The sequence below is a fragment of the Pseudomonas sp. GW821-FHT02H06 genome (assembly GCF_059421525.1).
On record NZ_JBWKVD010000006.1, the window covers coordinates 184,571 to 209,731 of the forward strand.

Annotated in this window: 24 protein-coding genes; 13 read left to right on the forward strand and 11 right to left on the reverse strand. The window is 62.8% G+C overall.

Going from position 1 to position 25,161, the window contains the following annotated elements; translation table 11 throughout:
• Positions 1-121: 121 nt before the first annotated feature.
• The 9 genes from AC07VF_RS12665 to AC07VF_RS12705 form a co-directional block, all read right to left on the reverse strand.
• Positions 122-715: a peroxidase-related enzyme gene (locus AC07VF_RS12665; protein ID WP_495009612.1), complete on the reverse strand. Its 594-nt coding sequence runs from the start codon at positions 713-715 to the stop codon at positions 122-124.
• Positions 715-1,236 (reverse strand): CMD domain protein, encoded by a 522-nt coding sequence (locus AC07VF_RS12670; RefSeq protein WP_495009626.1) that lies wholly within the window; start codon positions 1,234-1,236, stop codon positions 715-717. The genes AC07VF_RS12665 and AC07VF_RS12670 overlap by 1 nt, the downstream gene beginning before the upstream one ends.
• Positions 1,237-1,329: 93 nt before the next feature.
• A complete protein-coding gene (locus tag AC07VF_RS12675; RefSeq protein ID WP_495009611.1) occupies positions 1,330-2,895 on the reverse strand; it encodes an ABC transporter substrate-binding protein in 1,566 nt (521 codons plus the stop codon).
• Positions 2,896-2,950: 55 nt separating this feature from the next.
• Complete coding sequence (locus tag AC07VF_RS12680; RefSeq protein ID WP_495009610.1) at positions 2,951-3,961, reverse strand: ABC transporter ATP-binding protein; 1,011 nt, start codon at positions 3,959-3,961, stop codon at positions 2,951-2,953.
• Positions 3,951-4,976 (reverse strand): ABC transporter ATP-binding protein, encoded by a 1,026-nt coding sequence (locus AC07VF_RS12685; RefSeq protein ID WP_495009609.1) that lies wholly within the window; start codon positions 4,974-4,976, stop codon positions 3,951-3,953. Before AC07VF_RS12685 ends, AC07VF_RS12680 begins: the two co-directional genes overlap by 11 nt.
• Positions 4,973-5,893 (reverse strand): ABC transporter permease, encoded by a 921-nt coding sequence (locus tag AC07VF_RS12690; protein WP_495009608.1) that lies wholly within the window; start codon positions 5,891-5,893, stop codon positions 4,973-4,975. The genes AC07VF_RS12685 and AC07VF_RS12690 overlap by 4 nt, the downstream gene beginning before the upstream one ends.
• Entirely contained in the window at positions 5,890-6,864 is a 975-nt protein-coding gene (locus AC07VF_RS12695) for an ABC transporter permease (RefSeq protein WP_192172502.1), read from the reverse strand. The genes AC07VF_RS12690 and AC07VF_RS12695 overlap by 4 nt, the downstream gene beginning before the upstream one ends.
• On the reverse strand, positions 6,861-8,321 hold the full coding sequence (locus AC07VF_RS12700) for an NAD(P)-binding domain-containing protein (RefSeq protein ID WP_495009625.1): 1,461 nt from the start codon (positions 8,319-8,321) through the stop codon (positions 6,861-6,863). The genes AC07VF_RS12695 and AC07VF_RS12700 overlap by 4 nt, the downstream gene beginning before the upstream one ends.
• 404 nt (positions 8,322-8,725) lie before the next feature.
• The gene (locus AC07VF_RS12705; protein ID WP_346628966.1) at positions 8,726-9,676 is read right to left on the reverse strand and encodes a LysR family transcriptional regulator; all 951 of its coding nucleotides are present in this window, start codon (positions 9,674-9,676) and stop codon (positions 8,726-8,728) included.
• 294 nt (positions 9,677-9,970) lie between these two features.
• Here AC07VF_RS12705 and AC07VF_RS12710 point away from each other — a divergent pair, with 294 nt between their 5' ends.
• The 11 genes from AC07VF_RS12710 to AC07VF_RS12760 all read left to right on the forward strand — a co-directional run bounded on the left by AC07VF_RS12710 (position 9,971) and on the right by AC07VF_RS12760 (position 20,679).
• Entirely contained in the window at positions 9,971-11,326 is a 1,356-nt protein-coding gene (locus AC07VF_RS12710) for an iron-containing redox enzyme family protein (protein ID WP_495009607.1), read from the forward strand.
• Between the two features lie 41 nt (positions 11,327-11,367).
• On the forward strand, positions 11,368-12,309 hold the full coding sequence (locus tag AC07VF_RS12715) for a methyltransferase (RefSeq protein ID WP_495009624.1): 942 nt from the start codon (positions 11,368-11,370) through the stop codon (positions 12,307-12,309).
• On the forward strand, positions 12,309-12,623 hold the full coding sequence (locus tag AC07VF_RS12720) for a hypothetical protein (protein WP_495009623.1): 315 nt from the start codon (positions 12,309-12,311) through the stop codon (positions 12,621-12,623). The genes AC07VF_RS12715 and AC07VF_RS12720 overlap by 1 nt, the downstream gene beginning before the upstream one ends.
• Positions 12,624-12,761: 138 nt before the next feature.
• The gene (locus tag AC07VF_RS12725; protein ID WP_495009606.1) at positions 12,762-13,277 is read left to right on the forward strand and encodes a DUF4142 domain-containing protein; all 516 of its coding nucleotides are present in this window, start codon (positions 12,762-12,764) and stop codon (positions 13,275-13,277) included.
• A 134-nt stretch (positions 13,278-13,411) separates the two neighbouring features.
• Positions 13,412-13,654, forward strand: a complete 243-nt coding sequence (locus AC07VF_RS12730; RefSeq protein ID WP_423572520.1) for a hypothetical protein — start codon at positions 13,412-13,414, stop codon at positions 13,652-13,654.
• 230 nt (positions 13,655-13,884) lie between these two features.
• Entirely contained in the window at positions 13,885-16,566 is a 2,682-nt protein-coding gene (ligD, locus tag AC07VF_RS12735) for a DNA ligase D (RefSeq protein ID WP_495009605.1), read from the forward strand.
• Positions 16,567-16,869: 303 nt separating this feature from the next.
• On the forward strand, positions 16,870-18,111 hold the full coding sequence (locus tag AC07VF_RS12740; RefSeq protein WP_192172496.1) for a zinc-dependent alcohol dehydrogenase: 1,242 nt from the start codon (positions 16,870-16,872) through the stop codon (positions 18,109-18,111).
• A 25-nt stretch (positions 18,112-18,136) separates the two neighbouring features.
• Positions 18,137-18,355 carry a PLD nuclease N-terminal domain-containing protein gene (locus AC07VF_RS12745; RefSeq protein ID WP_495009604.1) on the forward strand — a complete coding sequence of 73 codons (219 nt, stop codon included), beginning with the start codon at positions 18,137-18,139 and terminating at the stop codon, positions 18,353-18,355.
• Between the two features lie 292 nt (positions 18,356-18,647).
• Complete coding sequence (locus tag AC07VF_RS12750; protein WP_495009603.1) at positions 18,648-19,412, forward strand: hypothetical protein; 765 nt, start codon at positions 18,648-18,650, stop codon at positions 19,410-19,412.
• Complete coding sequence (locus AC07VF_RS12755; protein WP_192172493.1) at positions 19,412-19,843, forward strand: phage holin family protein; 432 nt, start codon at positions 19,412-19,414, stop codon at positions 19,841-19,843. The genes AC07VF_RS12750 and AC07VF_RS12755 overlap by 1 nt, the downstream gene beginning before the upstream one ends.
• On the forward strand, positions 19,840-20,679 hold the full coding sequence (locus tag AC07VF_RS12760) for a DUF3618 domain-containing protein (protein WP_495009602.1): 840 nt from the start codon (positions 19,840-19,842) through the stop codon (positions 20,677-20,679). Before AC07VF_RS12755 ends, AC07VF_RS12760 begins: the two co-directional genes overlap by 4 nt.
• An 87-nt stretch (positions 20,680-20,766) precedes the next feature.
• Here the strand turns inward: AC07VF_RS12760 and AC07VF_RS12765 are convergent, their stop codons facing one another.
• Positions 20,767-21,624, reverse strand: a complete 858-nt coding sequence (locus AC07VF_RS12765) for an SDR family oxidoreductase (protein ID WP_346628960.1) — start codon at positions 21,622-21,624, stop codon at positions 20,767-20,769.
• 444 nt (positions 21,625-22,068) lie between these two features.
• On the opposite strand from AC07VF_RS12765, the gene AC07VF_RS12770 reads away from it, so the two are divergent.
• Positions 22,069-22,449 carry a RidA family protein gene (locus AC07VF_RS12770; protein WP_495009601.1) on the forward strand — a complete coding sequence of 127 codons (381 nt, stop codon included), beginning with the start codon at positions 22,069-22,071 and terminating at the stop codon, positions 22,447-22,449.
• Between the two features lie 122 nt (positions 22,450-22,571).
• Positions 22,572-24,566, forward strand: coding sequence for a peptidase U32 family protein (locus tag AC07VF_RS12775; protein WP_495009600.1), 1,995 nt, complete (start codon positions 22,572-22,574; stop codon positions 24,564-24,566).
• A gap of 67 nt (positions 24,567-24,633) precedes the next feature.
• Here AC07VF_RS12775 and AC07VF_RS12780 read toward each other — a convergent pair whose 3' ends face one another.
• Complete coding sequence (locus tag AC07VF_RS12780; RefSeq protein ID WP_192172488.1) at positions 24,634-24,963, reverse strand: hypothetical protein; 330 nt, start codon at positions 24,961-24,963, stop codon at positions 24,634-24,636.
• Positions 24,964-25,161: the final 198 nt, after the last annotated feature.

Consider the following 25,161-nt stretch of genomic DNA (forward strand, 5'->3'; position numbering starts at 1 on the left):
GTGAATTTTCAGCGGTTGGAACGGCGCCTTCGTGAGCAAGCTCACTCCCACAGGTGCTGTGTTTGCTGCAAGAAAGCGTCGGGGCAGAACGACAATTCGCGCTAAACGTTATATGAATCCATCAGGCCTGATCCGCCGGAAACACTGGCTCCCCCAGATTCAGCATCAGGCGGTTGGCCCAGGCGAAAATCGAGATGGCGTGTATCAGGTCCAGTACCTGCCCATCGTCCAGGCCCTGCTCACGCAACGCCTTGATGTGGGTGGCATCGATCGAGGCCGGGGCCAGTGTCAGGTCTATCGCAAAGCGCACGATGGCTTTTTCCCGTTCGTTGGTGCCCGCCGTGGCAGGGTCGGCGAAGACCTCGCGGATCACGTCGTTGCGCTTGGCCAACTGCTCAAACCGCTGGGCATGCACCGAGGCGCAGTACACGCAGCGGTTGAGGCACGAGACCACGGTGCTCGCCAGTTCACGCTCGGCTCGGGACAGCCCGCCTGGGGCGTACATGATGGCGTTGAAGGCCTGGGAACGCTGGCGAAGAATGTCCGGGTGATGGCCCAGGGTCAGGTAATAGTCCGAGGTCTTCGCCTGGGGATGGCTCTCTTCGAGCACCGCGATCTGCTCGGGGGTGGCGCTGTTCAGATCAACCGTCGGCAGCCAGGCCTTCCAGCCCAGTACCTCGTTGGTGAATCCATTGTCGCGAATCGGCTCACTCATCACGCTTCTCCAGCAGAAAGCAGTGCACCCAGCCCTGCGGCCAGACGCACCTGATAGGACATGAACGCGACCAGCTGCGCCAGCACGACGATTTCCTCAGTGCTCAGCCCGACATTGTGCAGCGCCTGCAACGCCGCCTGATCGCCATGCACTGGCGACTCGATCAATGTGCGGGTGAATTCCAGAATGCCGCGCAATCGAGGGTCGCTCAGCTCATCCAGCGAACCGGAATCAACACTGGCCACGCTCAACGCGTCCACACGCTGGGCGTGCAACTGCGCCAGATAGTGCGCGGCAAGCGTCGGGTGCGGGGTCAGATGGGCGGCGTAATAGGCCACCCACAGGCGTTCGGTCAGCGACAGATTGCCCGGCAGTTCAGGGGCAAAAAACAAATCCTGACTGCCCTGGGTGGCGGAGGCGACCTTGTCGCGGGCATGGCGAACGGTGTGAAGCGTCGAGCCCGGCTGAATACCGAGCAGACCATCAAGCACATCGGGCTCAGTGCCCGGCACAGTGTCCAGCGGGTGTGAGGGATTCAATGACATGACGTTTCCTGACAGTAAGTGGGACGTCGTCCCCGCTGCGCACCTGTGTCGCCGCGGGGACATGCAGAATCAAGGTTGCTCGGTGACCATGGTCGCGGCGGTGCGGTCGCTCACCAGCGGCTCGACTTTCAGGCCCTTCCGCGCCGCCCAGATGTTCTGGTAGTGGAACAGCGGGATGATGCCGACGTCGTCGCTGACCACCTTCACTGCATCCTCCAGAATCTGCCGGCGCTTGGCTTCGTCGAATTCGGCGGTTGAATCGACCAGGGCCTTGTCCACCAGCGGGTTGCTGTAATGACCCCAGTTCGAGGCGCCCTGCCCCTTGCTGCTGTCGACGGTGGTGAGAATGTTGGTCAGCGCGTAGGCCGCCTCGCCGGTGCCGTTGCCCCAGGCGATGACGCTGACCGCCAGTTCATTCTTGTTGGCCTTGCCGGCATACACCGCCCACGGCAGCACTTCGAGCTGCACCTTGACGCCGATCCGCGACCAGAACTGCGCCACCGCCTGCATCGCTTCCGGCGCCTGCGGATAACGGTCGCCCGGCACGTGCACGGTCAGCTGAAAGCCTTCGGGGAAGCCGGCCTGGGCCAGCAGCTCTTTGGCCTGCTTGACGTCGTAGGGGATGTTTTTCACCTGCGGGTTGTAGCCGAAGGTGTTGGCCGGCATCCACTGATTGGCCTCGGTCACGGTGCCTTGCATGATGCGTTCGTCGATGGCCTGGCGGTTGATCGCCAGGGACAGCGCCTTGCGCACGCGTACGTCACGCAGCGGGTTCTCGGCCAGCGGCTTGCCGGCGTTGTCGCGGATGAACTCGTTGGGCCCTTCGCGGAAACTCGGCTGAATGATCAGCGCACGCAGGCCCTGATAGGCAAACACGTTGACGCTTGGGGTCTTGCGCAACCGCTCCACGTCCGTCGGCGAAACCTTGTCGATCACGTCGACGTCGCCGGCCAGAAGCGCGGCGGTGCGGTTGGCAGCGTTGGCGATAAAGCGGAAATCGACCTTGTCCCAGGTCGGCTTGCCGCCCCGGTAACTGTCGTTGCGCGCGAAGATCGTCCGGTCACCCGGCACGTAGGAGACGAAGCGATACGGCCCCGTGCCGATCATCGCCTTGCCGGCGTTGTAATCGGCGCTGCTGGCGTTCGCCCCGGCGTGGCGGCTGACGATGTAGATCGAGTCGACGTCAGGCAGCAGATTGGCGTTCGGCGTGCGGGTTTTGATGATCAGCGTGTGGGCGTCCTTCGCGCTGACCGACTCGACCGTGCGCATGGCGCCGGCGTACGAGGCGACGCTGCCGGGCACGTTGCGCGCGTGCTCGAAGGAGAACACGAAATCATCGGCGGTCAGCGGCGTGCCGTCCTGCCATTTGACGTCATCGCGCAGGTCGAACTGCCAGGTGGTCGGGTCCACGACTTTCCAGCTCTTGGCCAGGCCCGGCAGGGTCTTGTCATCGTGGCGATTGACCAGGGATTCGAAGGCGTGCAGCGCCACCGAGCGGTCGCCGGCGTAGTTGTTCAGTTGCGGGTCGAGGGACGAGACCGGGTCGGCGTAACCGATCCGCAGATCCTGGGCCGACACACCCCCGGCGGCCAGCAGCAGAGCCGTGGCGATCAGTGAGCGAACACGTGGTTGCATGGGAGATTCCTTGTACGCAATGGCTGGGATTCAGGACGCGCTTCGAGGGGCGCGCTCATGACAGATCGTTGAGGTGACACGCACTCAGGTGGTTCGGCGAAACCTCCCTCAGGGCCGGAACTTCCTCGCGGCAGCGCGCCGTGGCATGCGGGCAGCGAGGGTGGAAATGACACCCGGCGGGCGGGTTCAGCGGGCTGGGGATTTCCCCTTTGATCGCGTCATAACGGGTACTGCGGACATCGAAATGCGGGATCTGCGCCAACAGCGCCTGGGTGTAAGGATGATTGGCGCGGGCGAACAGGTCATCGACCGAGGCGCTTTCCACCACCCGGCCGAGGTACATGACCACCACGCGATCGCACAGGTGCTCGACCACGCCCAGGTCATGGCTGATGAACAGATAGGTCAGCCCCAGTTCGTCGCGCAGGTCCATGAACAGATTGAGGATCTGCGCCTGAATCGACACGTCCAGCGCCGCCACGGACTCGTCGCACACCAGCAACTCAGGCTGCACCGCCAGCGCCCGGGCGATGCCGATGCGCTGGCGCTGGCCGCCGCTGAACTGGTGCGGATAACGCTGGCGCAGTTGCGGGCTGAGCCCGGCGCGCTGCAATTGCGCGCTGACGTAATCGTCGAAGCCCTGTTTGTCAGTCAGCCCGTGCAACAGCGCGCCCTCGCCGACGATGCGGTCCACCCGCAGGCGCGGGTTCAGGCTCGACGACGGGTCCTGGAAAATCATCTGCACTTTCAAACGTACGGCTTGGCGCTCTTGCGGGGTCAGGCTGTCCCGCGCCTGACCGTCCACCAGCGCGGTGCCCGACGACACCGGCAACAGCCCCGCGACCATGCGCCCGAGGGTGGACTTGCCGCAGCCGGACTCGCCGACCAGCCCCACCACTTCGCCGCGCTGAATGCGCAGATCCACCCTATCAACGGCGTGGGTGACCGGCCGTGGACGGGTGACGTGCAGGCGTTGCAGCAGACGCTGAACGGAGCTGTCCGCCGCTGTGCCGAAGGTTTTACTGACCTGGCGCAGCTCGATGAGCGGGTTGGATTCACTGCGCATCGGCGGCTCCGGGATGAAAACAACGGACGGTCTGGCCGGGCGCAATCTCACGCTCGGTCGGTTCTTGAGCACAGACCGACGAGGCGCGAGAGCAGCGCGCGGCAAAGGCGCAACCGGTCGGCATCGACAACAGGTCCGGGGCCATGCCGGGGATCTGCCGCAGGCGCTGGCCGCGCTTGTTGCGGCTCGGCAGGCTGTCGATCAGGCCCTGGGTGTAAGGGTGTTGCGGACGGTCGAGCACATCGGCCACCGAACCCTGCTCGACGATGCGCCCGGCGTACATCACCGCCACGTCATCGGCCAGGCCGGCGACCACCGACAGGTCATGGGTGATCCAGATCAGCGAGGTGCCCTGCTCGCGCACCAGCTTCTGCACCTCGCTGAGGATCTGCGCCTGAATGGTCACGTCCAGCGCCGTGGTCGGTTCGTCGGCGATGATCAGATCCGGCGAATGCAGCAGCGCAATGGCAATCGCCACCCGCTGGCGCATGCCGCCGGACAACTGATGAGGGTAGGCACGCAGGCGTTCTTCCGGGCTGGGAATACCCATCAGCGCCAGGGTACGACCGGCATGGGCGCGGGCTTCGCGTTTGCTGACGGTACGATGGGCACGCACCGCCTCGATCATTTGCGTGTCGACCCGCAGCACCGGGTTCAGGGTCATCATCGGGTCCTGAAAGATCATGGCGATGCGGTTGCCCTGCAGTTCCCGCAAGCCGGCCGCGCTGAGCTGGGTCAGGTCACGCCCCTTGAAGAGCACCTGACCACCGCTGATCCGGCCGGGCCCATCGACCAAACCGAGGATGGAAAAGCCGGTCACGGACTTGCCCGAACCGGACTCCCCCACCAGACCGAGAATCCGGCCGGGCGCGACCCGCAAGGACACGTCGCGCACTGCCGGCAACACGCCCGCGCGGGTGTAGAACGAGGTGCACAGATTGCGCACCTCCAGTGTTGGCGTTTGTGCGGGCGCTTGTGTGGACATGGCCGCCGCATTGCGTTCAGGCAGGCTCATCGCAGCAACCTCGGGTTGAGGACGTCACGCAGACGATCGCCCACCAGATTGATCGCGACGATGGTGATCAACAGCGCCAGGCCGGGAAACAGGCTGATCCAGTACTCGTTGCTGAGCATGTATTGAAAGCCGTTGGCGATCAGCAACCCCAGTGAAGGCTCGGTGACCGGCACGCCCAGACCGAGGAACGACAGGGTCGCTTCCAGCGTGATGGCCCGGGCAATCTGCAGCGCGCCGATGACGATCAGCGGCGGCAGGCAGTTGGGCAGAATGTGGCCCACGACAATGCGCCACGGTCCGATGCCCTGGCCGCGGGCGGCATCCACGTATTCGCGGCGGCTTTCGGTCAGGGCCTGACCCCGCGCCGTGCGGGCGTAGTACGCCCATTCCAGCAGGATCAGAGTAAGCATGACGTTGCCGACGCCCTTGCCCAGCCACGCTAGAATCATCAGCGCCATGAGAATCACCGGAAACGACAGCAGCAGGTCGACCAGCCGCATCAGCAACGCGTCGAGCCAGCCGCCGACGTAAGCCGAGACCAGCCCGACCAGGGTGCCGATGACCGCCGCGATCAGCGCCGAACCGATGCCGACCCACAGGCTGATGCGCAGCCCGTAGAGGATCGCCGACACCAGATCGCGGCCCTGTCCGTCGGTGCCCAGCCAATAGGTGTAACCGCTGTCCATATTGGCGCTGCCGGGTGCGAGCCGCGCATCCAGCACGTTCAGTTGCATCAGGTCGTAGGGGTTTTGCACCACGATCCACGGCGCCAGCACCGCCACCAGCACGATCAGCACGAGCACCAGCAGGCCGATGACAGCGGTGGGCGAACTGATGAATTCGACGGCGACCCGGCGCCAGGGTGATTGCGCCTGCAGGCCAGCGTGGGACGGGACCGGTTTGGAAGCGGCGTTCATCGCGAGCCCTCCACGCGTACCCGGGGATCGAGCAGGTAATACAGGCCATCGACGATCAGGTTAAGCACCACGAATATCACCACCACGACCATCAGATAAGCCACCACCACCGGGCGATCGAGCATGTTGATGCTGTCCAGAATCAGCTTGCCGGCGCCGGGCCAGGAAAAAATGCTCTCGGTGACTACGGCGTAGGCGATGGTCGAGCCCAGTTCCATGGCCAGCACCGTCACCACCGGAATCATGGTGTTGCGCATGACGTGCATGCACATCACCCGCATCGGCGAGAGCCCTTTGGCCCGGGCGAATTTGACGAACTCCTGGGGCAGCACTTCGCGCACACCGGCGCGGGTCAGGCGCAGCACCAGCGAGATTTTGAACAGCGCCAGATTCAACGCCGGGAGCAGCAGGTGTTGCAGGCCGTCGAGGGTCAACCACGACCACTGCACGCCAAACAGCTCGCGGGTTTCGCCGCGACCACTGGCCGGCAGCCAGCCGAGCTTGATCGAGAACAGCATGATCATCATGAGCGCCACCCAGAACGCCGGCAGCGAGAAGCCGACGATGCTGGCGGCCATCATCATTCGCGACAGCGGGTGATCCGGGTAGGTGCCGGCAAACATACCCAAGGGCACGCCGATTACCACGGCGAGAAACAACGCGCAGAACGCCAGTTCGAAGGTCGCCGGCAAGCGCTGCAGAATCAGGCGCATGGCGTCCTCGTGGTAGACGAAGCTCTGGCCGAGATTGCCGTGCACCGCGCCCTTGATAAAAATCAGGTACTGCTCCCACAGCGGCTTGTCGAGACCGAGGTGGGCGATGGCTTGCAAGCGCTCGGCCTGATTGAGGTCTTCGCCCACCAGAATGTCCATCGGGTTGCCGATGGCGTTGAGGCCGACGAACACCACCAGCGTCATCAGCAACACGACCAGAAAGGACTGGGTCAGTCGCCGCAGCGTCCAGCCGATCATTGAAGCAACTCGTCGGCGGTCGGTTGTCCGGCCACCCACTCATCGCCGAACAGCTCGGGGTCGGCGTAGTTGCGCATGGCTTCAAAGTGCAGGTCGACGTCCTCGACGAACAGCTGACCGATCAGCGCCTGGGCGAGCCGCTTGGCGCCTTCGCTGATGGCCGGGATGTCGCCGGACACCGCGCCGAAGCTCAACGCTGCCGGGTAACTGAAGCAGTGAATATGGTCCAGGCCGGGACAGGCGCCGGGGGTCTTTTCCTGAAACTCGAAGCACGTGCCCAGATCGGGCAGCTCCGCCAGTTCGGCGTCGCTCTCCCCTGCGGGCGGCTCATAACGGTCGCGCCAGACGCGGACGTGGGAGGCAAAGGGTGCGAACTCCGGGCGCTGCTGGAAGTGCGTACGAAAGCCGGTGGCGAACACCACAAAGTCGGCCTCGATGCGCGCTGTCGGGGTGTTAAGCCACACGCCGCCGGCCGGGTTCTGCGCGACGGAGGTGACTGGACTGTTGAGCAGAAACCGCGCACGGCCCGAGCCGGAGACGCGCAAAGTGCTCCCGCGCGGCGGCGGCACCTGCTGGGTGTTGAGGTAATTGCGGATGCGCCACTTCCAGGCATCCGGCAGACGCCAGTAGCCGTGGGTCATGCCCGGGTTGCCAGCGCCTTTGCCCTTGTTGATGCGCGGCAATTCGGCACGGCGGATCAGCAGGTCGACCTTGCTCGCACCCGATTCGAGGGCGGTGGCGGCGCTGTCCATGGCCGATGCACCGCCGCCGATCACGGCCACGCGCTTGCCCTCGAACCACTCAGGCTGAAGGCCATCAGCCGAATGGGCCCAGAGATGGCGTGCCAGGGTGTGGGCGAAATCGGGGACCCACGGCCCGCCAAGGCCGTCCCGTCCGGTGGCCAGAACCACGTGACGGGCCCGCAGATGGAGGGTGTGCCCGGCGGTTTCGACGTCCAGCTCGACCAGCCCGTCGGCACGGGGCGCCACATGGCTGACCCGGTGTTCGTTGCGTACGTCCAGCGTCAGGACCTTGCGGTACCAGCGCAGGTATTCAGCCCATTGCAGGCGCGGGATCTTGTCCAGCGCCGCCCAGACTTCGCTGCCGAACTGCGCCTCGTACCACGCGCGGAACGTCAACGCCGGCAGGCCCAGGGCCGGGCCGGTGAGTTGTTTGGGCGAGCGCAGGGTTTCCATGCGCGCGGTGGTCGCCCACGGACCTTCGAAACCGGCTGGCGCCTGATCGAACACCACTGCCGCCACGCCTGCATGCTTAAGCTCCGCCGCCAGTGCCAGGCCGGCCATGCCGCCGCCGATAATCGCCACGTCCAACACCGGCGCGCCTTCACTGTAAACGGGTTTGACCCATGGGCTGGCCGGCAGATCGAGCCAGGTCAGGTCCTGTCGCAGACGGCTTTCCAGTGCGGCAAGACCTGAGGGAATCAGCGTGTCGGACATCGGGAGTACTCGGGAGTCGATCGGGTGATGCTTGATGTTGAATTCAAGAAACGTTCCAAAACTGTCGAATAATGAATTCATGGATGCTTTGAATGCTTAATCCGAATACTAAAAGCCGCTCCTTATTCTCGCAACGCGCAAAAAAGCATATGGATATAGCTAAACGTAGGATGAGTGTCAGCTATGCACCCTTCCCGGCTAAAGCCGGTCCCACTAGGGTTTCGCGTCGCTGCAAATTGATGCGCCGAACGCGAAATTGTGGGACCGGCTTCAGCCGGGAAGAGGCCAGTGAATCCGATACATCTATAGCGCCAATGACGGCCCCTTCCCGGCTAAAGTCGGTCCCACAAGAAGTGTTCCAACCGCCGCAACTCGGGCGCGGCCGAGATTTCCCTGCGGCTCATCTATTCCGCATAAATGCTCTGCAGCAGCGCATCGTGTGCACTGGCCTCGTGCATGAGCATGTCGGGCAGCAGTTGTCTGGCCGAGCGGGCGATCTCCTCGATCAGTGCCTGGGCAACATCCGACAGCGGGTGGGCGAATGCGGAAATCAGGCCGAAGAAGAAGGGAATGTTGCAAGCGATGGGCCGCACCACCACACCTTCCACCGGAACACCCATCGCGGTAAACGGGTCCACCAGCGCGATGCCCAGCCCGGCCCGGGCCATCTGCATGGCGATCAGCGAGGTATTGGTGTCGAGCATGCGCGGCGTTCCACCGCCTGCATCGGCAAAGGCCTTGTCGATGCGTCGGCGAAAGCGGTAGGGGTTGGCCATGGTCACCAGCGTTTGCTGAGACAGCAGCTCCATCGACAACACGTCATGTCGCGCCAGCTCCGAATCCGCTCGAAGCACAGCCACACAGGGCGCTTCGCCGATCCAGTGGATGTCCAGGCCGCGATGCTCCAGCGGCAGGCTGACCGCGCCCAGGTCCATGGTCTTGGATAACACCGCCTGAACCACGTTCTCCGGCGACATGCTTTGCAGTTGCACCTGCTGCGGCCGCAGATGCTCGGGCAGACGCGCCAGCGCAGCGGGCAGCAGCCCCGCCGCCAGCGCTGAAATCGCCACCAGTTTGATCTGATGGTTTTCCTCCTGGGCGATATGCGCCGCGCGCTGGCGAATGTTGCGGATGCCCAGCAGCGCGCTCTCCACCTCGCCGTACATCATGAACGCCTTGTGGGTCGGCGTGACTTTCGGGCCGCTGCGCTCGAACAACGCGAACCCCAGTTCCTGCTCCAGCTCCTGAATGACCCGCGTGACCGAAGGCTGCGAGCGGCCCAGCATCTTGCCAGCGGCGGTGACACTCCCTGCGGACATCACCGCCGCAAATGCTTCCAGTTGACGCAGATCCATAAACAGAGCCTTACCACGGGGTTAATGAAGACAGCGCGCAACCAGCGAGGCAGCGGGTTCGCGAGTGGCCGAAGTCTACACGGTGAGGCGAAAACGGCGCGAGGTCGTCTACCCGACCCTCGGCGCCGGTGCCCGTCCTTGTACGATCCTGACTTCAGTGATCGTCATTTGAGTACAGATCCCGGCCATTCATCCGCCACGGGTGTCGATCATCGACTGCCCTGCAACTCGATGGAATTTTCGCGAACCCCCTCCCTCTGAACCTACATATCAAGAAAAGTCAGCAGGCTACCCATGACCTCTTTACAGCTTCTTTCCGAGCGTTCTGCCACGGCGCATTTATCCAGCGGCGCCCACCACTCGCTGTACTCCCGTCTGCTGCGCGGACAGGTGGAAGCCGAGCGGGACAACGCCCGTGAGTTCCTCCAGGAGCAACTGGAGGTCGCGAAGACGCTGCCGTCCAACCTGCCTGCTGATCTGAATGATCTCTCGGCATGGGTGGCCAATAACAGTCATTCAGTGGCCGAGCAATATCGCGTCTATCTGGAGGAACGCCGCGCCGGCGGGCCCCGCAAGTTCTTCACCAATAAAGCCCACGCCCTGTTCTTCCTGCAAAGCGTTGCACCGAGCAAGCTGGTGGACGGCGCCTGGCTGTACGGCACGGTGAAGCATGCCAATGACTGGCGCTATCACGGCCTGATCCGCACCTACCTCGAAGAGCTGGGCGACGGTGAGCCTGCACTGAACCACGTGGTGCTGTACCGCAACCTGCTCACCGAACACGACTGCGCACCCATCGCGCAGCTGGACGACTCGTTGTATTTGCAGGGCGCCATTCAACTGGGTCTCGGCCACTTGAGCGACGAGTTCCTGCCAGAAGTGCTGGGCTACAACCTCGGCTACGAACAACTGCCGCTGCACCTGCTGATCACCGCCTTCGAGCTGAGTGAGCTGGGCATCGACCCGTATTACTTCACCCTGCACGTGACCATCGACAACGCCAGCTCGGGCCACGCCCACAAGGCGGTACAGGCCGTACTGGATCTGTTGCCGAACGACGACAGCAAGGATGAATTTCTTCAGCGTCTGCGCGCAGGCTACCTGCTCAATGATCTGGGCATTGGTTCGACCGACATCGTCCGCGCGTTCGATCTAGAAGAAGAAGTGGTCTCGATGCTGGAGACCAAAAGCACCTTCGGCCAGCACATGCATTCGGACTATTGCCGCATCGAAGGGCGCACGATCAATGACTGGCTCGCCACACCCGGCCAGAGCCGTCAGCTGCTGAGTGCGCTGGAAGATCGCGGCTGGATCAAGCGCAATCAAGACCCGCAGGACAGCCGTTTCTGGCAACTGATCGACGGCCCCGGCGCGGTGATGTTCGGCGTGTTCAGCGGTTATGAAATGCAACTGCTGAAGGACTGGATCGCCGGTGACTGGCAGGCTGCCGAGCAGAGCAACCCGTTCCGCACCCGCTTTCGTCGCCGCCACGTGGCCGCAAACGACGTCGCACAGCCGCGCAACGCCCCTTCCCTGCCCCTGGAGAAACTGGTTGAGCTGATCGCTCCCGATTCCCATCCAACGCCGGAAGGTCTGGCAGCCACCCGAATCTATGCCCGCCAGTTGGCGCAAGGAAGCCTGACACGATGAACCAGCAGACATTGCTCGAGCCGACATTCGATACCCCGGAAATGACCGACGAAAGCCACGACCTGGCGCTGCTGCAGTTGGGCCAACGCCTGCAGGCTGATCACTATCGTTTCATGACGGTCACACCGCTGACCCATCAGCGCGTCAACGGACGTGAGCAGAACCGTAAAGCCCGTAGCCTTCGCGACGTTTTCGGCTGGAGCCGCCCTTTCGAAACCGGCCTGCTGGACGAAGCCGAGCTCGAAACTTTGCTCGCCGCCGGTGTACTGCGTGCCCATGCCGGCCTGTGGGTCAGCGACGTGCGTTGGTCGAGCCTCGACGATTTGCTGTTCGTCCACTCCGCCTTCCCCACCGTGGCCCACGATTCGGTGTTCTTCGGACCCGACACCTATCGCTTCGCCCAGGCCATCGAGGAGCATTTGCGCACCTCGACGCACCCGATCCGCACCGCCGTCGACATCGGCTGCGGCAGTGGCGTCGGCGCGATTTTGATCGGCCGTGCCCGTCGGGATGCCAGCGTGCTGGCCGTGGACATCAACCCCACTGCGTTGCGCTTTACCGCGGTCAACGCGTCGCTGGCCAAGGCCGATAACGTGGTCGCCTACCACAGCGACATTCTGGCGGGCACCACGGGCGAGTTTGACTTGATCGTCGCCAACCCGCCTTACATGAAAGACAGTCAGGAACGCGCCTACCGCCATGGTGGCGATCAGCTCGGTTCGGAGCTTTCGGTGCGCATTCTGGCCCAAGCCATCGAGCGACTGGCCCCGGGCGGCAGCGTCTTGTTGTACACCGGCGCTCCCTCGGTGGACGGCGTTGACCTCTTCCTTGAGCAGGCGCGCAAGCTTGTCGACCGTCCTGACCTCGCCTGGTCCTATCGCGAGATGGACCCCGACGTGTTCGGTGAAGAGCTGGACACCGAGACCTATCAGGAAGCTGACCGCATTGCCGCTGTGGTGCTGACGGTGACGCGGATCCAGTGATCTATCCGACCACGCCGGATGGCCGCTATTTCGTGGTGAAGGGCCAACTGTGGCGCTGCAGCAACCCCGCCCTTGGCGAAGAAGAGCGGCAGCAGTGGGTCAACGCGCTGATGAAGGCCCGCCAAGCGGTCAAAGCCGCCAAACGCGCCGATGATGCAGACGCGCTCAAGGCGGCCCGTGCTTCGGTCGACGCGGCGAAGATTGCACTGGGTGAGCGCGGTCCGGTGTGGTGGTCGGACGGTGCAGCAGATTTCAATCGCTACAAGGCGATGAATACGCCCTATCGGAACTGGTTCGAGTCACTGCAACAGTGAGCTGCGGCTGACGCCAGACTTGCAACGCATGACCTGACAGCGGCGCGTTATCAAATTCTCTGAACGTTTACCGCGTTCATTGCGTCGGAATAAGTACGGGCACTCAAGCCACGTCAAGGACAGAAGAGGAACTTCACTATGGCAAATCTTATTCAGACTTCCGCACTCGCATTGTTGATGGCCATCGGTAGCCAAGGCGCTTTCGCTGCCCAGGACAATGACGACTTCGTTGAAGATGCATCCGCCAAAGGTGTGGCTGAAGTCGAAGCCGGCAAACTCGCGCTGGAAAAAGGCACTTCAGCGGATGTAAAAGCATTTGCGGAAATGATGGTGAAAGACCACACCGCCGCCAATACCAAACTCAAAGGCATCGCCGACACCAAGAAGCTGGAAGTCTCTGATAACGCCATGCTGATGGACAAAGCGAAAGCGATGATTCTGGAATTGCGCAGCTCGAAGTCGTTCGATCAGGCGTATGCGAACAACCAGGTGGTTGCCCACGAACAAACTATTGCGCTGTTCAAGAAAGAAGCCGCTGAAGGTAAGGACGCTGATCTGAAAGCGTTCGCGACGGCGACTCTGCCTAAGCTGGAAGAGCACCTGACCCACGCCAAGGCCCTGGCCAAAGCACATGGCGGTGACGCTGCCAAATAATTCGGACGGTGCCTGTTAAAGGCTAATTCGAACATTTAGTTGAGAGAGGCAGGGTTTAGAGACCCTGCCTTTTTCATATCTGTCAGAGTGTCTTCATGGGACATACGCCCGCCCCTTAGTACGTGAGGCCCGACATGAGCAATGCAACCCGCAATCAAATGGCTGTTGTCCTCAACCAACTCAACGAACTTCGCGGCAGCGTGAACGAACTGTTCCGCCTTGAGCTGTCCGAGGTCACCGAGCTGACCGGGCACCAGACGGTGGACGACAAGCAGAGCATCGCCCAGTGCTTCACCACGCTGGAAGCCTCCATCGTCGACATGGAGCAGACCCTGGCGATGCTGGCCGAAGCGACCGAGCAGCGTGGGGCTGTTTGACCTGCTCCGCTATCGTGATCTAGCAGTGTCTGGGCCGACGCCTTCCCGGCTGAAGCCAGTCCTACTATGGAAACGCGATCCTTTAGCGGGACCGGCTTCAGCCGGGAAGAGGCCCGTTCAGGCGCCATCATTTTTGCGGGTGTAAGGAGACTGCCGCTCCCACTCCGGAACTCCGCCCTCGCCGCGAACTCTGCGTTTAACAGACACATGCCCCAGGGTGAGGGATTTCCATGAGCGCCGGACTGGACGAATACAACCGCAAGCGAGATTTCGACGCCACGCCGGAGCCCTCAGGCAGCGCGAAGAAAAATCGCGCTTCGAGCAAAAAGGCCGCCCATGCCCTGCAGTTCTGTATCCAGAAGCATGACGCCTCCCGCCTGCATTACGACTTCCGCCTCGAAATCGATGGCACCCTCAAAAGCTGGGCCGTGCCCAAGGGCCCTTCGCTGGACCCCAAAGCCAAGCGCCTGGCCGTGCACGTTGAGGACCACCCCGTGGAGTACGCCACGTTCGAGGGCAGCATTCCCGAAAGACATTACGGTGCAGGCGACGTCATCGTCTGGGACCGCGGCGTGTGGACGCCCCTCTCCGACCCCGCCGACGCCTACGCCAAGGGCAAACTCAAATTTGAATTGCAGGGCGAGAAGCTCGGCGGCGTGTGGAACCTGGTCAAGACGCACATTCCCGGCAAGCAGGAACAGTGGTTTCTGATCAAGCATCAGGACGAATTCGCCCGCCCGGAAACCGACTACGACGTGGTCAAGGCGCTGCCCGACAGCGTGCTCAGCGAGCGCACCCTGATCCCGAAAAAACGTGGCGGCAAGTCGACCGCGTCCAGGTCGGCAAAGCCCCGGCCTGAACAGCCGAAGCCCGTAGAGAAGGTCCCTGCCCCACGGAAAAAATCCGCCAAGGCGCAGCTGGTGGGCGCTGAACCTGCAGAGCTCCCGGACCTCATCAAGCCGGAACTGGCCACGCTGGTGGAGTCCGCCCCCGAAGGCGACTGGCGCTACGAGATCAAATTCGATGGCTACCGGGTCATGGCGCGGGTCGCCGACGGCAAGGTGCAGCTGTTCACCCGCAACGGCCATGACTGGACCCATAAACTGCCGCGCCAGTCCGAAGCCATCGCCGGGCTGGGCCTTGAGTCGGCCTGGCTCGACGGCGAGATGGTCGTCGCCAACGACGACGGCGTGCCTGACTTCCAGGCCCTGCAGAACGCCTTCGAGGCCGGCCGCAGCGGCAACATCATTTATTACCTGTTCGACATGCCTTTCCTGAACGGCATGGACCTGCGGGAAGTGCCGGTGGAGCAGCGACGCACCGCGCTGTCCAAGGTGCTCGAACGCACCGACGACGAGGTGCTCAGGTACTCCGAAGACTTCGCCGAAGTGCCGGAAGTCCTGCTCAACAGCGCCTGCCAGATGAAGATGGAAGGCCTGATCGGCAAGCGCGCCGGCAGCCCCTACGTGTCACGCCGCAGCGGCGACTGGATCAAGCTCAAGTGCAAACGCCGCCAGGAATTCATCGTCGTGGGCTACACAGATCCGAAGGGCGCGCGCAGCAAATTCGGCGCGTTATTGCTGGGTCTGCACGATGCCGACAGCGGTGAATTGAAGTACGCCGGCAAGGTCGGCACCGGTTTCAACGAAGCGACATTGGGCACGATCTACGACCAGTTGACCCCGCTACACGGGAAGAAGGCTGCGGTGGTCAATCCGCCCACCGGCTTTGAAGCCAAAGGCGTGCACTGGCTGAAACCGGTGCTGCTGGCTGAAGTGGCCTTCGCCGAGATCACCAAAGAGGGATCGGTGCGGCACGCAGTGTTCCATGGCCTGCGCACCGACAAGCCTGCCGAATCGATCACCGAAGAGCTTCCGGCTCCGGCAGTTTCTGCCGAGCAAACCTCCGAGCCAGAGTCGGAGCCAGAAGGGCCTGAGGAGAAGCCAAAGCCCGCGCGCAAACGCGCAACAGCATCCAGGGCGGCCAAGTCCGAAGAAAGCCGGCCTGGATCAGCAGCCCCAACCGACGCCACAACGGGCAAGATCCGCCTGACCCACCCCGAGCGGGTGATCGACCCTACCAGCGGCGCGACCAAGCGTGACCTCGCCGATTACTACATCCGTATTTCCGAGTGGCTCCTGCCGCAACTGGCCCAACGCCCCGTGGCGCTGGTGCGTGCGCCCGAGGGCATCGGCGGCGAGCTGTTCTTCCAGAAAAACGCCGACCGCCTGGCCATCCCCGGCATCGAGACCATGGGCAAGGAATACACCGGCCACCCCGTGATGCTGATCAACAACATCGAGGCGCTGATCGGTGCGGTGCAGATGAGCGCCATGGAGCTGCACACCTGGAACGCCGTTGCCAAGAATCTGGAGCGGCCGGACCGTTTCATTCTCGACCTCGACCCTGACCCGGCGCTGCCCTGGAAAACCATGGTGGAAGCCACGCAGCTGACCCTCGCCGTGCTGGATGAACTGGGGCTTAAATCGTTCCTGAAAACCAGCGGCGGCAAGGGCATTCATGTGGTCGTGCCGCTCACGCCGAAAGCCGACTGGGACGCCGTGAAGGAGTTCAGCCACGCCATCGTCAAACACATCGCCAGGCTGCTGCCGGAGCGGTTTTCGGCGGTGTCGGGGCCGAAGAACCGGATTGGCAAGATCTTCATCGATTACCTGCGCAACGGCCTCGGCGCCACCACCATTTGCGCCTACTCGGTGCGCACCCGGGAAGGCCTGCCGGTGTCGGTGCCGATTCATCGCGAAGAGCTGCTGGAGATCAAAGGCGCCAACGCCTGGGACATCAACACCGTCCACGAACGCCTTGCCGAACTCGACAGCGACCCGTGGGCGGACCTGAGTAAAACCAAGCAGACCATCACGGCGCAGATGCGCAAGCGGGTTGGCCTCAAATAGCCCCGCCGCGCGCACTCCGTTGTGAGGCCGCGATCCCATAGTGGGACCGCGTGCTCATTGCAGGACCGGCTTTAGCCGGGAAGGCGTCAGCAATCACACTGCAGAATTGATGGCGCTCACACCGGCCTCTTCCCGGCTAAAGCCGGTCCCACTAAAGCACCGCGTTTCTCCAGTGGGACCGTGATCACATAGTGGCCCCGCACGCACCGCTAATCCCCCCGACACTGCAAAGTCCTGAACTAAACCCCTCGCCGCCTGCTCCGCTACTTAGTTGCCCCTAATTAATCGCGGAGAAAAATCACAATGAGAGCACTTACCTACCACGGCGCCCATGACGTCAAAGTCGACACCGTTGCCGATCCGGTCCTCGAACAAGCTGACGACATCATCCTGCGCGTGACCGCCACGGCCATCTGCGGCTCCGATTTGCACCTGTATCGCGGCAAAATTCCCACCGTTGAACACGGCGATATTTTCGGCCATGAATTCATGGGCATCGTTGAAGACACCGGCTCAGCCGTGACCGCCGTGCAGCGCGGCGACCGGGTCGTGATCCCCTTCGTCATTGCCTGCGGCGAATGCTTCTTCTGCAACCTGGACCTGTACGCCGCCTGTGAAACCACCAACACCGGTCGCGGCGCAATCATGAACAAGAAGGCCATTCCACCGGGGGCGGCGCTGTTTGGCTTCAGCCACTTGTACGGCGGCATCCCCGGCGGCCAGGCCGAATACGTGCGCGTGCCCAAAGCCAACACCGGCCCGTTCAAGGTCCCCGGCACGCTGTCGGACGAGAAAGTGCTGTTCCTCTCCGACATCCTGCCCACCGGTTATCAGGCGGTCCTGAACACCGGCATCGGCCAGGGTTCGAGCATCGCCATCTACGGCGCAGGACCCGTAGGGCTGATGGCGGCGGCCGTGGCCCGGATGCTCGGCGCCGATCAGATTTTCATGGTCGACCACCACGCTTACCGGCTGGCGTACGCCCAGGCGACCTACGGCGTGATCCCGATCAACTTCGATGAAGACGACGATCCGGCCGACACCATCATTCGTCAGACCAAGGGCATGCGCGGCGTCGACGGCGTGGTGGATGCGGTGGGTTTCGAAGCCAAAGGCAGCACCACCGAAACCATTCTGACCAACCTGAAAATGGAAGGCAGCAGCGGCAAGGCCTTGCGCCAGTGCATCGCAGCAGTACGCCGTGGCGGCGTGGTCAGCGTGCCGGGTGTGTACGCCGGCTTCATCCACGGCTTCCTGTTCGGCGATGCGTTTGACAAGGGTCTGACCTTCAAAATGGGCCAGACCCACGTGCAACGCTACCTGCCGGAACTGCTCGAGCACATTGAGGCCGGCCGCCTTGCCCCCGAGGCGATCATCAGCCACCGAATGTCGCTGGAGCAGGCCGCCGAGGGCTACAAGATTTTCGACAAGAAACAGGAAGACTGCCGCAAGGTCATCCTGACACCGGGCAGCCCTGAAATCCCTCTGACCGAAACCGAAACCGTGACCCAAACCGGAACCGTCACCGGCATCCCCGCCATGTGATGGCACGCGCACCGAGGACAATGATATGGAAACGCTCTTCTCGATCGCCCTGGCGGTGATCATCCTTCTGGTCGACGTGTGGTCCATCGCCAGTGTCTGGCGCAGCACCAAGTCGTCCGGCACCAAGATCGGCTGGGCGGTGCTGATCTTCATCTTCCCTGTCATCGGTGTCGCCATCTGGGGCATCGCCGGCCCGCGAGGCATCGCCGAAGCACCCACGTCCAAGGCGCATAGCAAGGGCTGAGACACGCCCGTTTTACGGCGCGCGGTCGCAATGACCGCGCGCCGATGCTGCCCTCACCTTCCCCTCGTTTGAATCAATTCACGCCCGAACAGATCGATCATGGCCCCGCCTTTCCAGCGTTCGGATCAACTGCTCGACCGTCCGTCTTCGACCCCGAACTCCCGCTTCCCTAGGCCCCTCCACCCTTACACAGCGTGCAGATTCGCTGCCGCGTGAGATGGCCAGGTGCGCCCGTCCCTGAGTGTGCCTTTGCCCCGAATGATGTCCCGATTGATTTGAGGATGATGATCAAATGCCTACATTCAGCGAAGACACCGCAGGCGCCCAAGCGCGCCCCGCGTCTCCCGGCGAGGCGCTGCACACTCTGCAAGATAATGCGAAAGACCTGCTCGGCACGGCCCGCGAGCACGGCACCGAGCAGTTCGGCAGTTACCGCGACAGCGCCGCCGAGCAAATCGAAAACCTGGCCAAAACAGCGAGCGCTGCGGCTGAAGAGCTACAGGACAAGGACACCCTGGGCATCTCCCATTACATCAGCGACATCGCCGAGAGCCTGAGCGCGTTTGCGACCAGCATGCGCGGCAAAAGCGCCGAGGAGATGCTGCAGCAGGCCGGCCGTCTGGCGCGGGAAAACCCTGCGCTGTTCGTGACGGGCAGTGTCGCGGTGGGCTTCGGGCTGTCGCGGTTCCTGCGCGCCAGCAGTCCGGACCTGAAAGCCTCAACCTCGTCCCCATCGTCATCTGCCCCTGACTCGCCGCAGTACCCCTCGGGCGACAGCGAGAGCGGCTTCAAGGCAGGCCAGAACGAAGGCCTGAGCGCTCGTCACCCGTACGAAGCGGATACCTCCCGAGGAGTGCCGATCCAGACGCCGGACCCACTGGCCCCGCGCAACCCCACCGCCCAGGGCGCAGCCACCACGGATCTCGACGACGGTGGCGGCATACAGCAATCGGGCGCCGAACTGGGCAGCTTCAACGCAGACCCCGGCACCGCGTCGAGCCCTGCGCACACGTCAACGCCCGCGCCTGACAAGCCTGCGTCCCGGGGAGAATTCTGATGTCGATCAATTCTGAACTTCCCCCACGCAGCACCGGCATCCACAACGGCGACACCGACACATCGGCGCTCGGCATCATCCGCCAGTTGGCCCACGAAGTCCCTGCGCTGATCAGCGAAGAACTCGCGCTGGCCAAGGCCGAAATCCGCACCTCGGTCGCCACGGCCAAAGCAGCGTCCGCCGCCCTCGCCGGCGGCATGGTCATCATGCTGGCGGGGTTGGTGATCCTCCTGCTGGCCGCCGTCTATGGGCTGGCGATGGTCCTCGTGCCCTGGCTGGCCGCGCTGATCGTGGGCGTGGTGGCAATGATCGTCGGCTTCCTGATGGTGCAATCCGGCAAGAAACACCTTGAGGCCACCCAACTGGCCCCTGAGCGCACGATGAACTCGCTCAGCAAGGACAAAGAAGCCATTCAGAGGAAAGTCTCATGAGCGTCGACAGCAGCTTTGCCACCGAAGATGAACTGAACCGCGACATCCCCGATCCGCTGCTGGCGAAAAGCCCGGACGCGATCGAGCGCAACATTGATGCGCGCAGGGCCAACATCGAAAACCTCGTAGACGCCCTGGAAAGCAAACTGTCGCCCGGGCAACTGATCGACCAGGCACTGACGTTCACTAAGGAAAACGGCGGCGAGTTTTTCGGCAACCTCGGCACCTCAATCAGGAACAACCCGATGCCGATGCTGCTCACCACCGTGGGCATTTCCTGGTTGATGCTTGGGCAGAATCAAAAGCCCGGCGCCGCGTCCGGCGGCAGCGGCGCTTCGATGTTCGGCCAGTGGGGCGAGAAGCTCAGCGGTGCAGCCCACAGCGTGAGCGAATCATTCAGCGGCGCGACGGATCACGCACGGGAATCGGCGCATCAAGCCAGCGACAAGGTCGGGCAGTTCGGGGAATCCGCCAGTCACACGCTGGACGACCTGAAGCAGCAGGCCAGCGAAAAGACGGCAGCGATGAAAGACACGCTGTCGTCCACTGCGGGCAATGCCCATGAAGCGCTGCTGCGTCAGAGCCGAAATGTACAGGGCACCTTCCAGTACCTGCTGCGCGAACAGCCGTTGGCGCTCGCCGCCATGGGCATCGCGCTGGGGGCGGCCCTGGGTGCTGCGCTGCCGAGCACCGAGAAAGAAAACAAGGCGTTCGGCAAGGCCAGCGACAACCTCACCCAGAAAGCCAGGGCGACGGTGAGCGAGACATGGGAAACAGTGTCCGACGCGGGCAAGAACATGGCCGATGATCTGAAGAGCACCGCCAAGGGGGTCTGATAACGCAGGGTACGCAGGACGGAAAAAAGGGGCTGCGTTGGCAGCCCCTTTTCTTTGGACGGTGTTCAGCATCGATGGAGAAGAGGTCTACAGGATCGGCTTGCCGCCGGTCACGCCATAACGTGTCCCCGAGATGTAACTGCCTTCGTCGGAGCCCAGCAGCACATAGATCGGCGAGACTTCAACCGGCTGACCCGGCCGCCCAAGCGGGGTTTCTTCGCCGAAGCTTTTCACGTCTTCGTCGGTCATGGTCGACACGATCAACGGCGTCCAGATCGGGCCGGGCGCGACGCTGTTCACGCGAATGCCGCGCTCACCCAACAACTGCGCCAGGCCGGCGGTGAAGTTGGCGATGGCGCCTTTGGTGGCGGCGTAGGGCAGCAGCGTCGGCTTCGGCGAATCGGAATTGACCGAGCTGGTGTTGATGATCGAACTGCCCGCGGCCATGTGGGGCACTGCGGCCTTGCAGATGCGAAACATCGCGGTAATGTTGATATCGAAGGTCTTCACCCACTCCTCGTCGGGGATTTCTTCGAGGGTTTTGTGGGACATCTGAAAGGCAGCGTTATTGACCAGTACGTCGATGCGGCCGAATTTCTTCACCGTCTCGTCGACAATCGCCAGGCACTGGGCCTTCTCGGCCAGATCCCCCGGCAGCAGCAGGCACTGGCGGCCCGCCTCCTCCACCCAGCGTGCGGTTTCCTTGGCGTCTTCGTGTTCGTCGAGGTACGAAATCGCCACGTCGGCGCCTTCGCGAGCGTAGGCAATTGCCACTGCTCGACCGATGCCGCTGTCACCGCCGGTGATCAGCGCAATTTTGTTGCTCATGCGGCCCGAGCCTTTGTAGCTGGTCTCGCCGCAATCCGGGTATGGCTCCATTCGGCTCTGATCGCCAGGCACTGTTTGCTGCTGAGGCTTGAACGGCGGTTTCGGGTAATCAGTCATGGGGCTCTCCTTGAAATAGTCCAACGCAAACGGTCAGCGTCAAAAGTGGACTGAAGGCGCGAGGGATGAGTTCGGAGTTTTTTAAAACGGCCTTGCCAGGCGGTTTCATCGGGGACCGATGCGATGTCGATTCTTTCCTCATCCGCAACACTGTATTGCTAAATGTTAGCTAGCTAACGGAATCGACCGCTGCTACTTTCAATCACGTTGAATCCGCCGATTTGACAACCCCCCCGGAGCCGCCTTCGCGTCAGAGATAACGTGATGGCGGTTCGCTTTTTTGTGCCGACCCCTGGCACATCGGTGTCAGGATTTGATCGCAAGCCAGGCCCACATGGCCCGCCAAAACACCGTCAGGCCTCCCCTTTCCCTTCCGAGTCGGACATCATGAGCGTCGGCCGTTTCTTGGCCCGTCATCCACACACTCGTAGAAGAGAGCTTCCCATGGCAAACCACGACATCTCCTTCACGCCGGATCCCGACGCCGATTCCATCTCCTCGGACGTCGCCGGCTTCGGGGGTCTGCTGGTGTCCACGCAGATCCCCACGCGCGCTGACGGCAGCCTGGAACTGGGCAGTATCGCTGAACAGAGTGAGTGCACGCTGCAGGCGCTGAAAGTGGCGCTGGAGCGGGCCGGCAGTTCCATAGACCGCGTGTTGCACCTGACCATCTACCTCACCGACATGGCCGATCGCGCCGCTTTCAACGACGTCTATAAACGCTTTTTCGCCAAACCCTGGCCGGTGCGCGCGGCGGTTGGCGTCGCTGCGCTGGCCGTCGAAGGCATGCGCGTGGAAGTCACGGCGATGGCCGCCAAGGCCTGATCCCGCGGGTTTTCCGGCGCCCCGCTCAACAGGCAGGCGCCACCGGGCAGCAGACGGGTGCCGGTCAAGCGTTTCGCCGCTACAATGCGCGCCTTGACCGTGACCGTGCCGACTAAAAAAATATGTCTCTGCCCAAACATCACCTGGAATTGCTCAGCCCCGCCCGCGACGTGGCCATTGCCCGCGAGGCCATTCTGCATGGCGCTGACGCGATCTACATCGGCGGCCCCAGCTTCGGCGCGCGCCACAACGCGGCCAACGACGTCAGCGAAATCGCCCAACTGGTCGAGTTCGCCCGCCGTTACCACGCCCGCGTCTTCACCACCATCAACACCATTCTTCACGACAACGAACTGGAGCCGGCGCGCAAGCTGATCCATCAGCTCTACGACGCAGGCGTCGACGCGCTGATCGTGCAGGACCTCGGCGTGATGGAGCTGGACATTCCGCCCATCGAGCTGCACGCCAGCACCCAGACCGACATCCGCACGCTGGAACGCGCCCGCTTCCTCGATCAGGCCGGCTTCTCGCAGCTGGTACTGGCCCGTGAGCTGAACCTGCAAGAGATCCGCGCCATCGCCGACGAAACCGATGCCGCCATCGAATTCTTCATTCACGGCGCGTTGTGTGTGGCCTTCTCCGGTCAGTGCAATATTTCCCACGCGCAGACCGGCCGCAGTGCCAACCGGGGTGACTGCTCCCAGGCCTGCCGCCTGCCCTACACGTTGAAAGACGATCAGGGTCGCGTCGTTGCGTACGAAAAACACCTGCTGTCGATGAAAGACAACAACCAGAGCGCCAACCTGCGCGCACTGGTGGATGCGGGCGTGCGTTCGTTCAAGATCGAAGGCCGCTACAAGGACATGGGCTACGTGAAGAACATCACGGCCTACTACCGCCAGCGTCTGGACGAGATTCTGGAAGACCGCCCGGACCTGGCCCGCGCCTCCAGCGGCCGCACCGCGCACTTCTTCCTGCCGGACCCGGACAAGACCTTCCACCGGGGCAGCACCGACTACTTCGTCACCGACCGCAAGATCGACATCGGCGCGTTCGACTCTCCCACCTTCACCGGCCTGCTGGTCGGCGTGGTCGAAAAAGTCGGCAAGCGCGACTTGCAGGTGGTCACCCATGAGCCGCTGTCCAACGGTGACGGCCTCAACGTGCTGGTCAAGCGCGAAGTGGTGGGTTTCCGCGCCAACATCGCCGAGCCCAAAGGCGAGTTCGAAGAAGACGGCGAGAAGCGCTATCGCTACCGCGTCGAGCCGAACGAGATGCCGAAGGGCCTGCAACTGCGGCCGAACCATCCCCTCAGCCGCAACCTCGATCACAACTGGCAGCAAGCGCTGCAAAAGACCTCGGCCGAACGCCGCATTGGTTTGTCATGGGTGGCGCGTCTGCGTGAAGAGCGTCTGGAACTGGTCGCCACCAGCGAAGAAGGCATCAGCGCCCGCGTCGAGCTGAACGGCCCGTTTGGCGCTGCCAACAAACCGGAGCAGGCACTGGAACAGCTGCACGATCTGCTCGGCCAGCTCGGCACAACCGAATACCACGCGACGGCCATCGAGCTGGACGCTCCCCAGGCATTTTTCATTCCGAACTCGCAACTCAAGGCCTTGCGCCGTGAGGTCATCGAGAGCTTGACCGCCGCTCGCGTCCAGGCGCACCCCCGCGGTGCCCGCAAGCCGGAAACCTCGCCGCCGCCGGTTTACCCTGAGGCGCACCTGTCGTTTCTGGCCAACGTCTACAACGAGAAGGCGCGGCACTTCTATCACCGTCACGGCGTGCAGTTGATCGACGCCGCGTACGAGGCCCACGAAGAGAAAGGCGAAGTGCCGGTGATGATCACCAAACACTGCCTGCGCTTCTCCTTCAACCTGTGTCCGAAGCAGGCCAAGGGCGTAACCGGCGTGCGCACCAAGGTGGCGCCAATGCAGCTGGTGCATGGCGATGAAGTGCTGACGTTGAAGTTCGACTGCAAGCCGTGCGAGATGCACGTGATCGGCAAGATCAAGGGCCACATTCTGGGTCTGCCGCATCCGGGCAGCGGCGTGCAGGTGGTGGGGCATATCAGCCCCGCTGATCTGCTGAAGACCATCCCGCGCGCACCCCACTGATCCGGGCCTGTTGCGCTGACCGCGCTGCACCTTTCGGAATGGAGCTTCCGTGATGCAGCGCGGTGAGTCAGCGGCGTGCGACTTCGTGCTTGATGCAGCCTTCGTAATACACCTGTTTGACGCTTTCCGGCCGCAGCCTTGAAGGACTGTCGTAGGTCTGTTCGGTAATGCCCAGTGCGCTCATGCGCATCCACTGCTGGGCGAAGTGCTGGGCCTGCATCTTCTTGCGTGCGCCGTACAGCGTCAGGCCGGAGAGTTTGTATTGCTGAGCGGTGCCCGCCATCCCGGCGCCCCAGGTGCAGAGGTCGCGTTCGTTCTTGCTCGGAGGGCGTGCAAAGGCCTGGGAAGTCACCGTTGCGAGAACGCAGAAGGTCAGTAGAGCCCTGAGAAATGACATGCGATTCCTTGCCTAAGTGACTGATCAGGCGTGGATTCTGACGACAGCGCCCTTGCACCGGGGCCAGCATATTGCCTTCTTTCTCGGCCAGCCGACCAATGACACCCGCGCCGCCATGACTCAGCGCTCCGCGTCACATTTGAGTAACGAAAGCCTGCGCCGCCTGCTACCGTGTAGGGGTTACGTATGAACCTTATC

Coding starts and splice junctions, on each gene's coding strand:
- AC07VF_RS12770 (WP_495009601.1), top strand. CDS start 22,069: ATGGCAAACCACGACATCTCCTTCACGCCGGATCCCGACGCCGATTCC.
- AC07VF_RS12685 (WP_495009609.1), bottom strand. CDS start 4,976: ATGAGCCTGCCTGAACGCAATGCGGCGGCCATGTCCACACAAGCGCCC.
- AC07VF_RS12765 (WP_346628960.1), bottom strand. CDS start 21,624: ATGACTGATTACCCGAAACCGCCGTTCAAGCCTCAGCAGCAAACAGTG.
- AC07VF_RS12730 (WP_423572520.1), top strand. CDS start 13,412: ATGAGCAATGCAACCCGCAATCAAATGGCTGTTGTCCTCAACCAACTC.
- AC07VF_RS12780 (WP_192172488.1), bottom strand. CDS start 24,963: ATGTCATTTCTCAGGGCTCTACTGACCTTCTGCGTTCTCGCAACGGTG.
- AC07VF_RS12695 (WP_192172502.1), bottom strand. CDS start 6,864: ATGATCGGCTGGACGCTGCGGCGACTGACCCAGTCCTTTCTGGTCGTG.
- AC07VF_RS12760 (WP_495009602.1), top strand. CDS start 19,840: ATGAGCGTCGACAGCAGCTTTGCCACCGAAGATGAACTGAACCGCGAC.
- AC07VF_RS12710 (WP_495009607.1), top strand. CDS start 9,971: ATGACCTCTTTACAGCTTCTTTCCGAGCGTTCTGCCACGGCGCATTTA.
- AC07VF_RS12700 (WP_495009625.1), bottom strand. CDS start 8,321: ATGTCCGACACGCTGATTCCCTCAGGTCTTGCCGCACTGGAAAGCCGT.
- AC07VF_RS12755 (WP_192172493.1), top strand. CDS start 19,412: ATGTCGATCAATTCTGAACTTCCCCCACGCAGCACCGGCATCCACAAC.
- AC07VF_RS12680 (WP_495009610.1), bottom strand. CDS start 3,961: ATGCGCAGTGAATCCAACCCGCTCATCGAGCTGCGCCAGGTCAGTAAA.
- AC07VF_RS12690 (WP_495009608.1), bottom strand. CDS start 5,893: ATGAACGCCGCTTCCAAACCGGTCCCGTCCCACGCTGGCCTGCAGGCG.
- AC07VF_RS12725 (WP_495009606.1), top strand. CDS start 12,762: ATGGCAAATCTTATTCAGACTTCCGCACTCGCATTGTTGATGGCCATC.
- AC07VF_RS12750 (WP_495009603.1), top strand. CDS start 18,648: ATGCCTACATTCAGCGAAGACACCGCAGGCGCCCAAGCGCGCCCCGCG.
- AC07VF_RS12715 (WP_495009624.1), top strand. CDS start 11,368: ATGACCGACGAAAGCCACGACCTGGCGCTGCTGCAGTTGGGCCAACGC.
- AC07VF_RS12775 (WP_495009600.1), top strand. CDS start 22,572: ATGTCTCTGCCCAAACATCACCTGGAATTGCTCAGCCCCGCCCGCGAC.
- AC07VF_RS12745 (WP_495009604.1), top strand. CDS start 18,137: ATGGAAACGCTCTTCTCGATCGCCCTGGCGGTGATCATCCTTCTGGTC.
- ligD (WP_495009605.1), top strand. CDS start 13,885: ATGAGCGCCGGACTGGACGAATACAACCGCAAGCGAGATTTCGACGCC.
- AC07VF_RS12705 (WP_346628966.1), bottom strand. CDS start 9,676: ATGGATCTGCGTCAACTGGAAGCATTTGCGGCGGTGATGTCCGCAGGG.
- AC07VF_RS12675 (WP_495009611.1), bottom strand. CDS start 2,895: ATGCAACCACGTGTTCGCTCACTGATCGCCACGGCTCTGCTGCTGGCC.
- AC07VF_RS12740 (WP_192172496.1), top strand. CDS start 16,870: ATGAGAGCACTTACCTACCACGGCGCCCATGACGTCAAAGTCGACACC.
- AC07VF_RS12665 (WP_495009612.1), bottom strand. CDS start 715: ATGAGTGAGCCGATTCGCGACAATGGATTCACCAACGAGGTACTGGGC.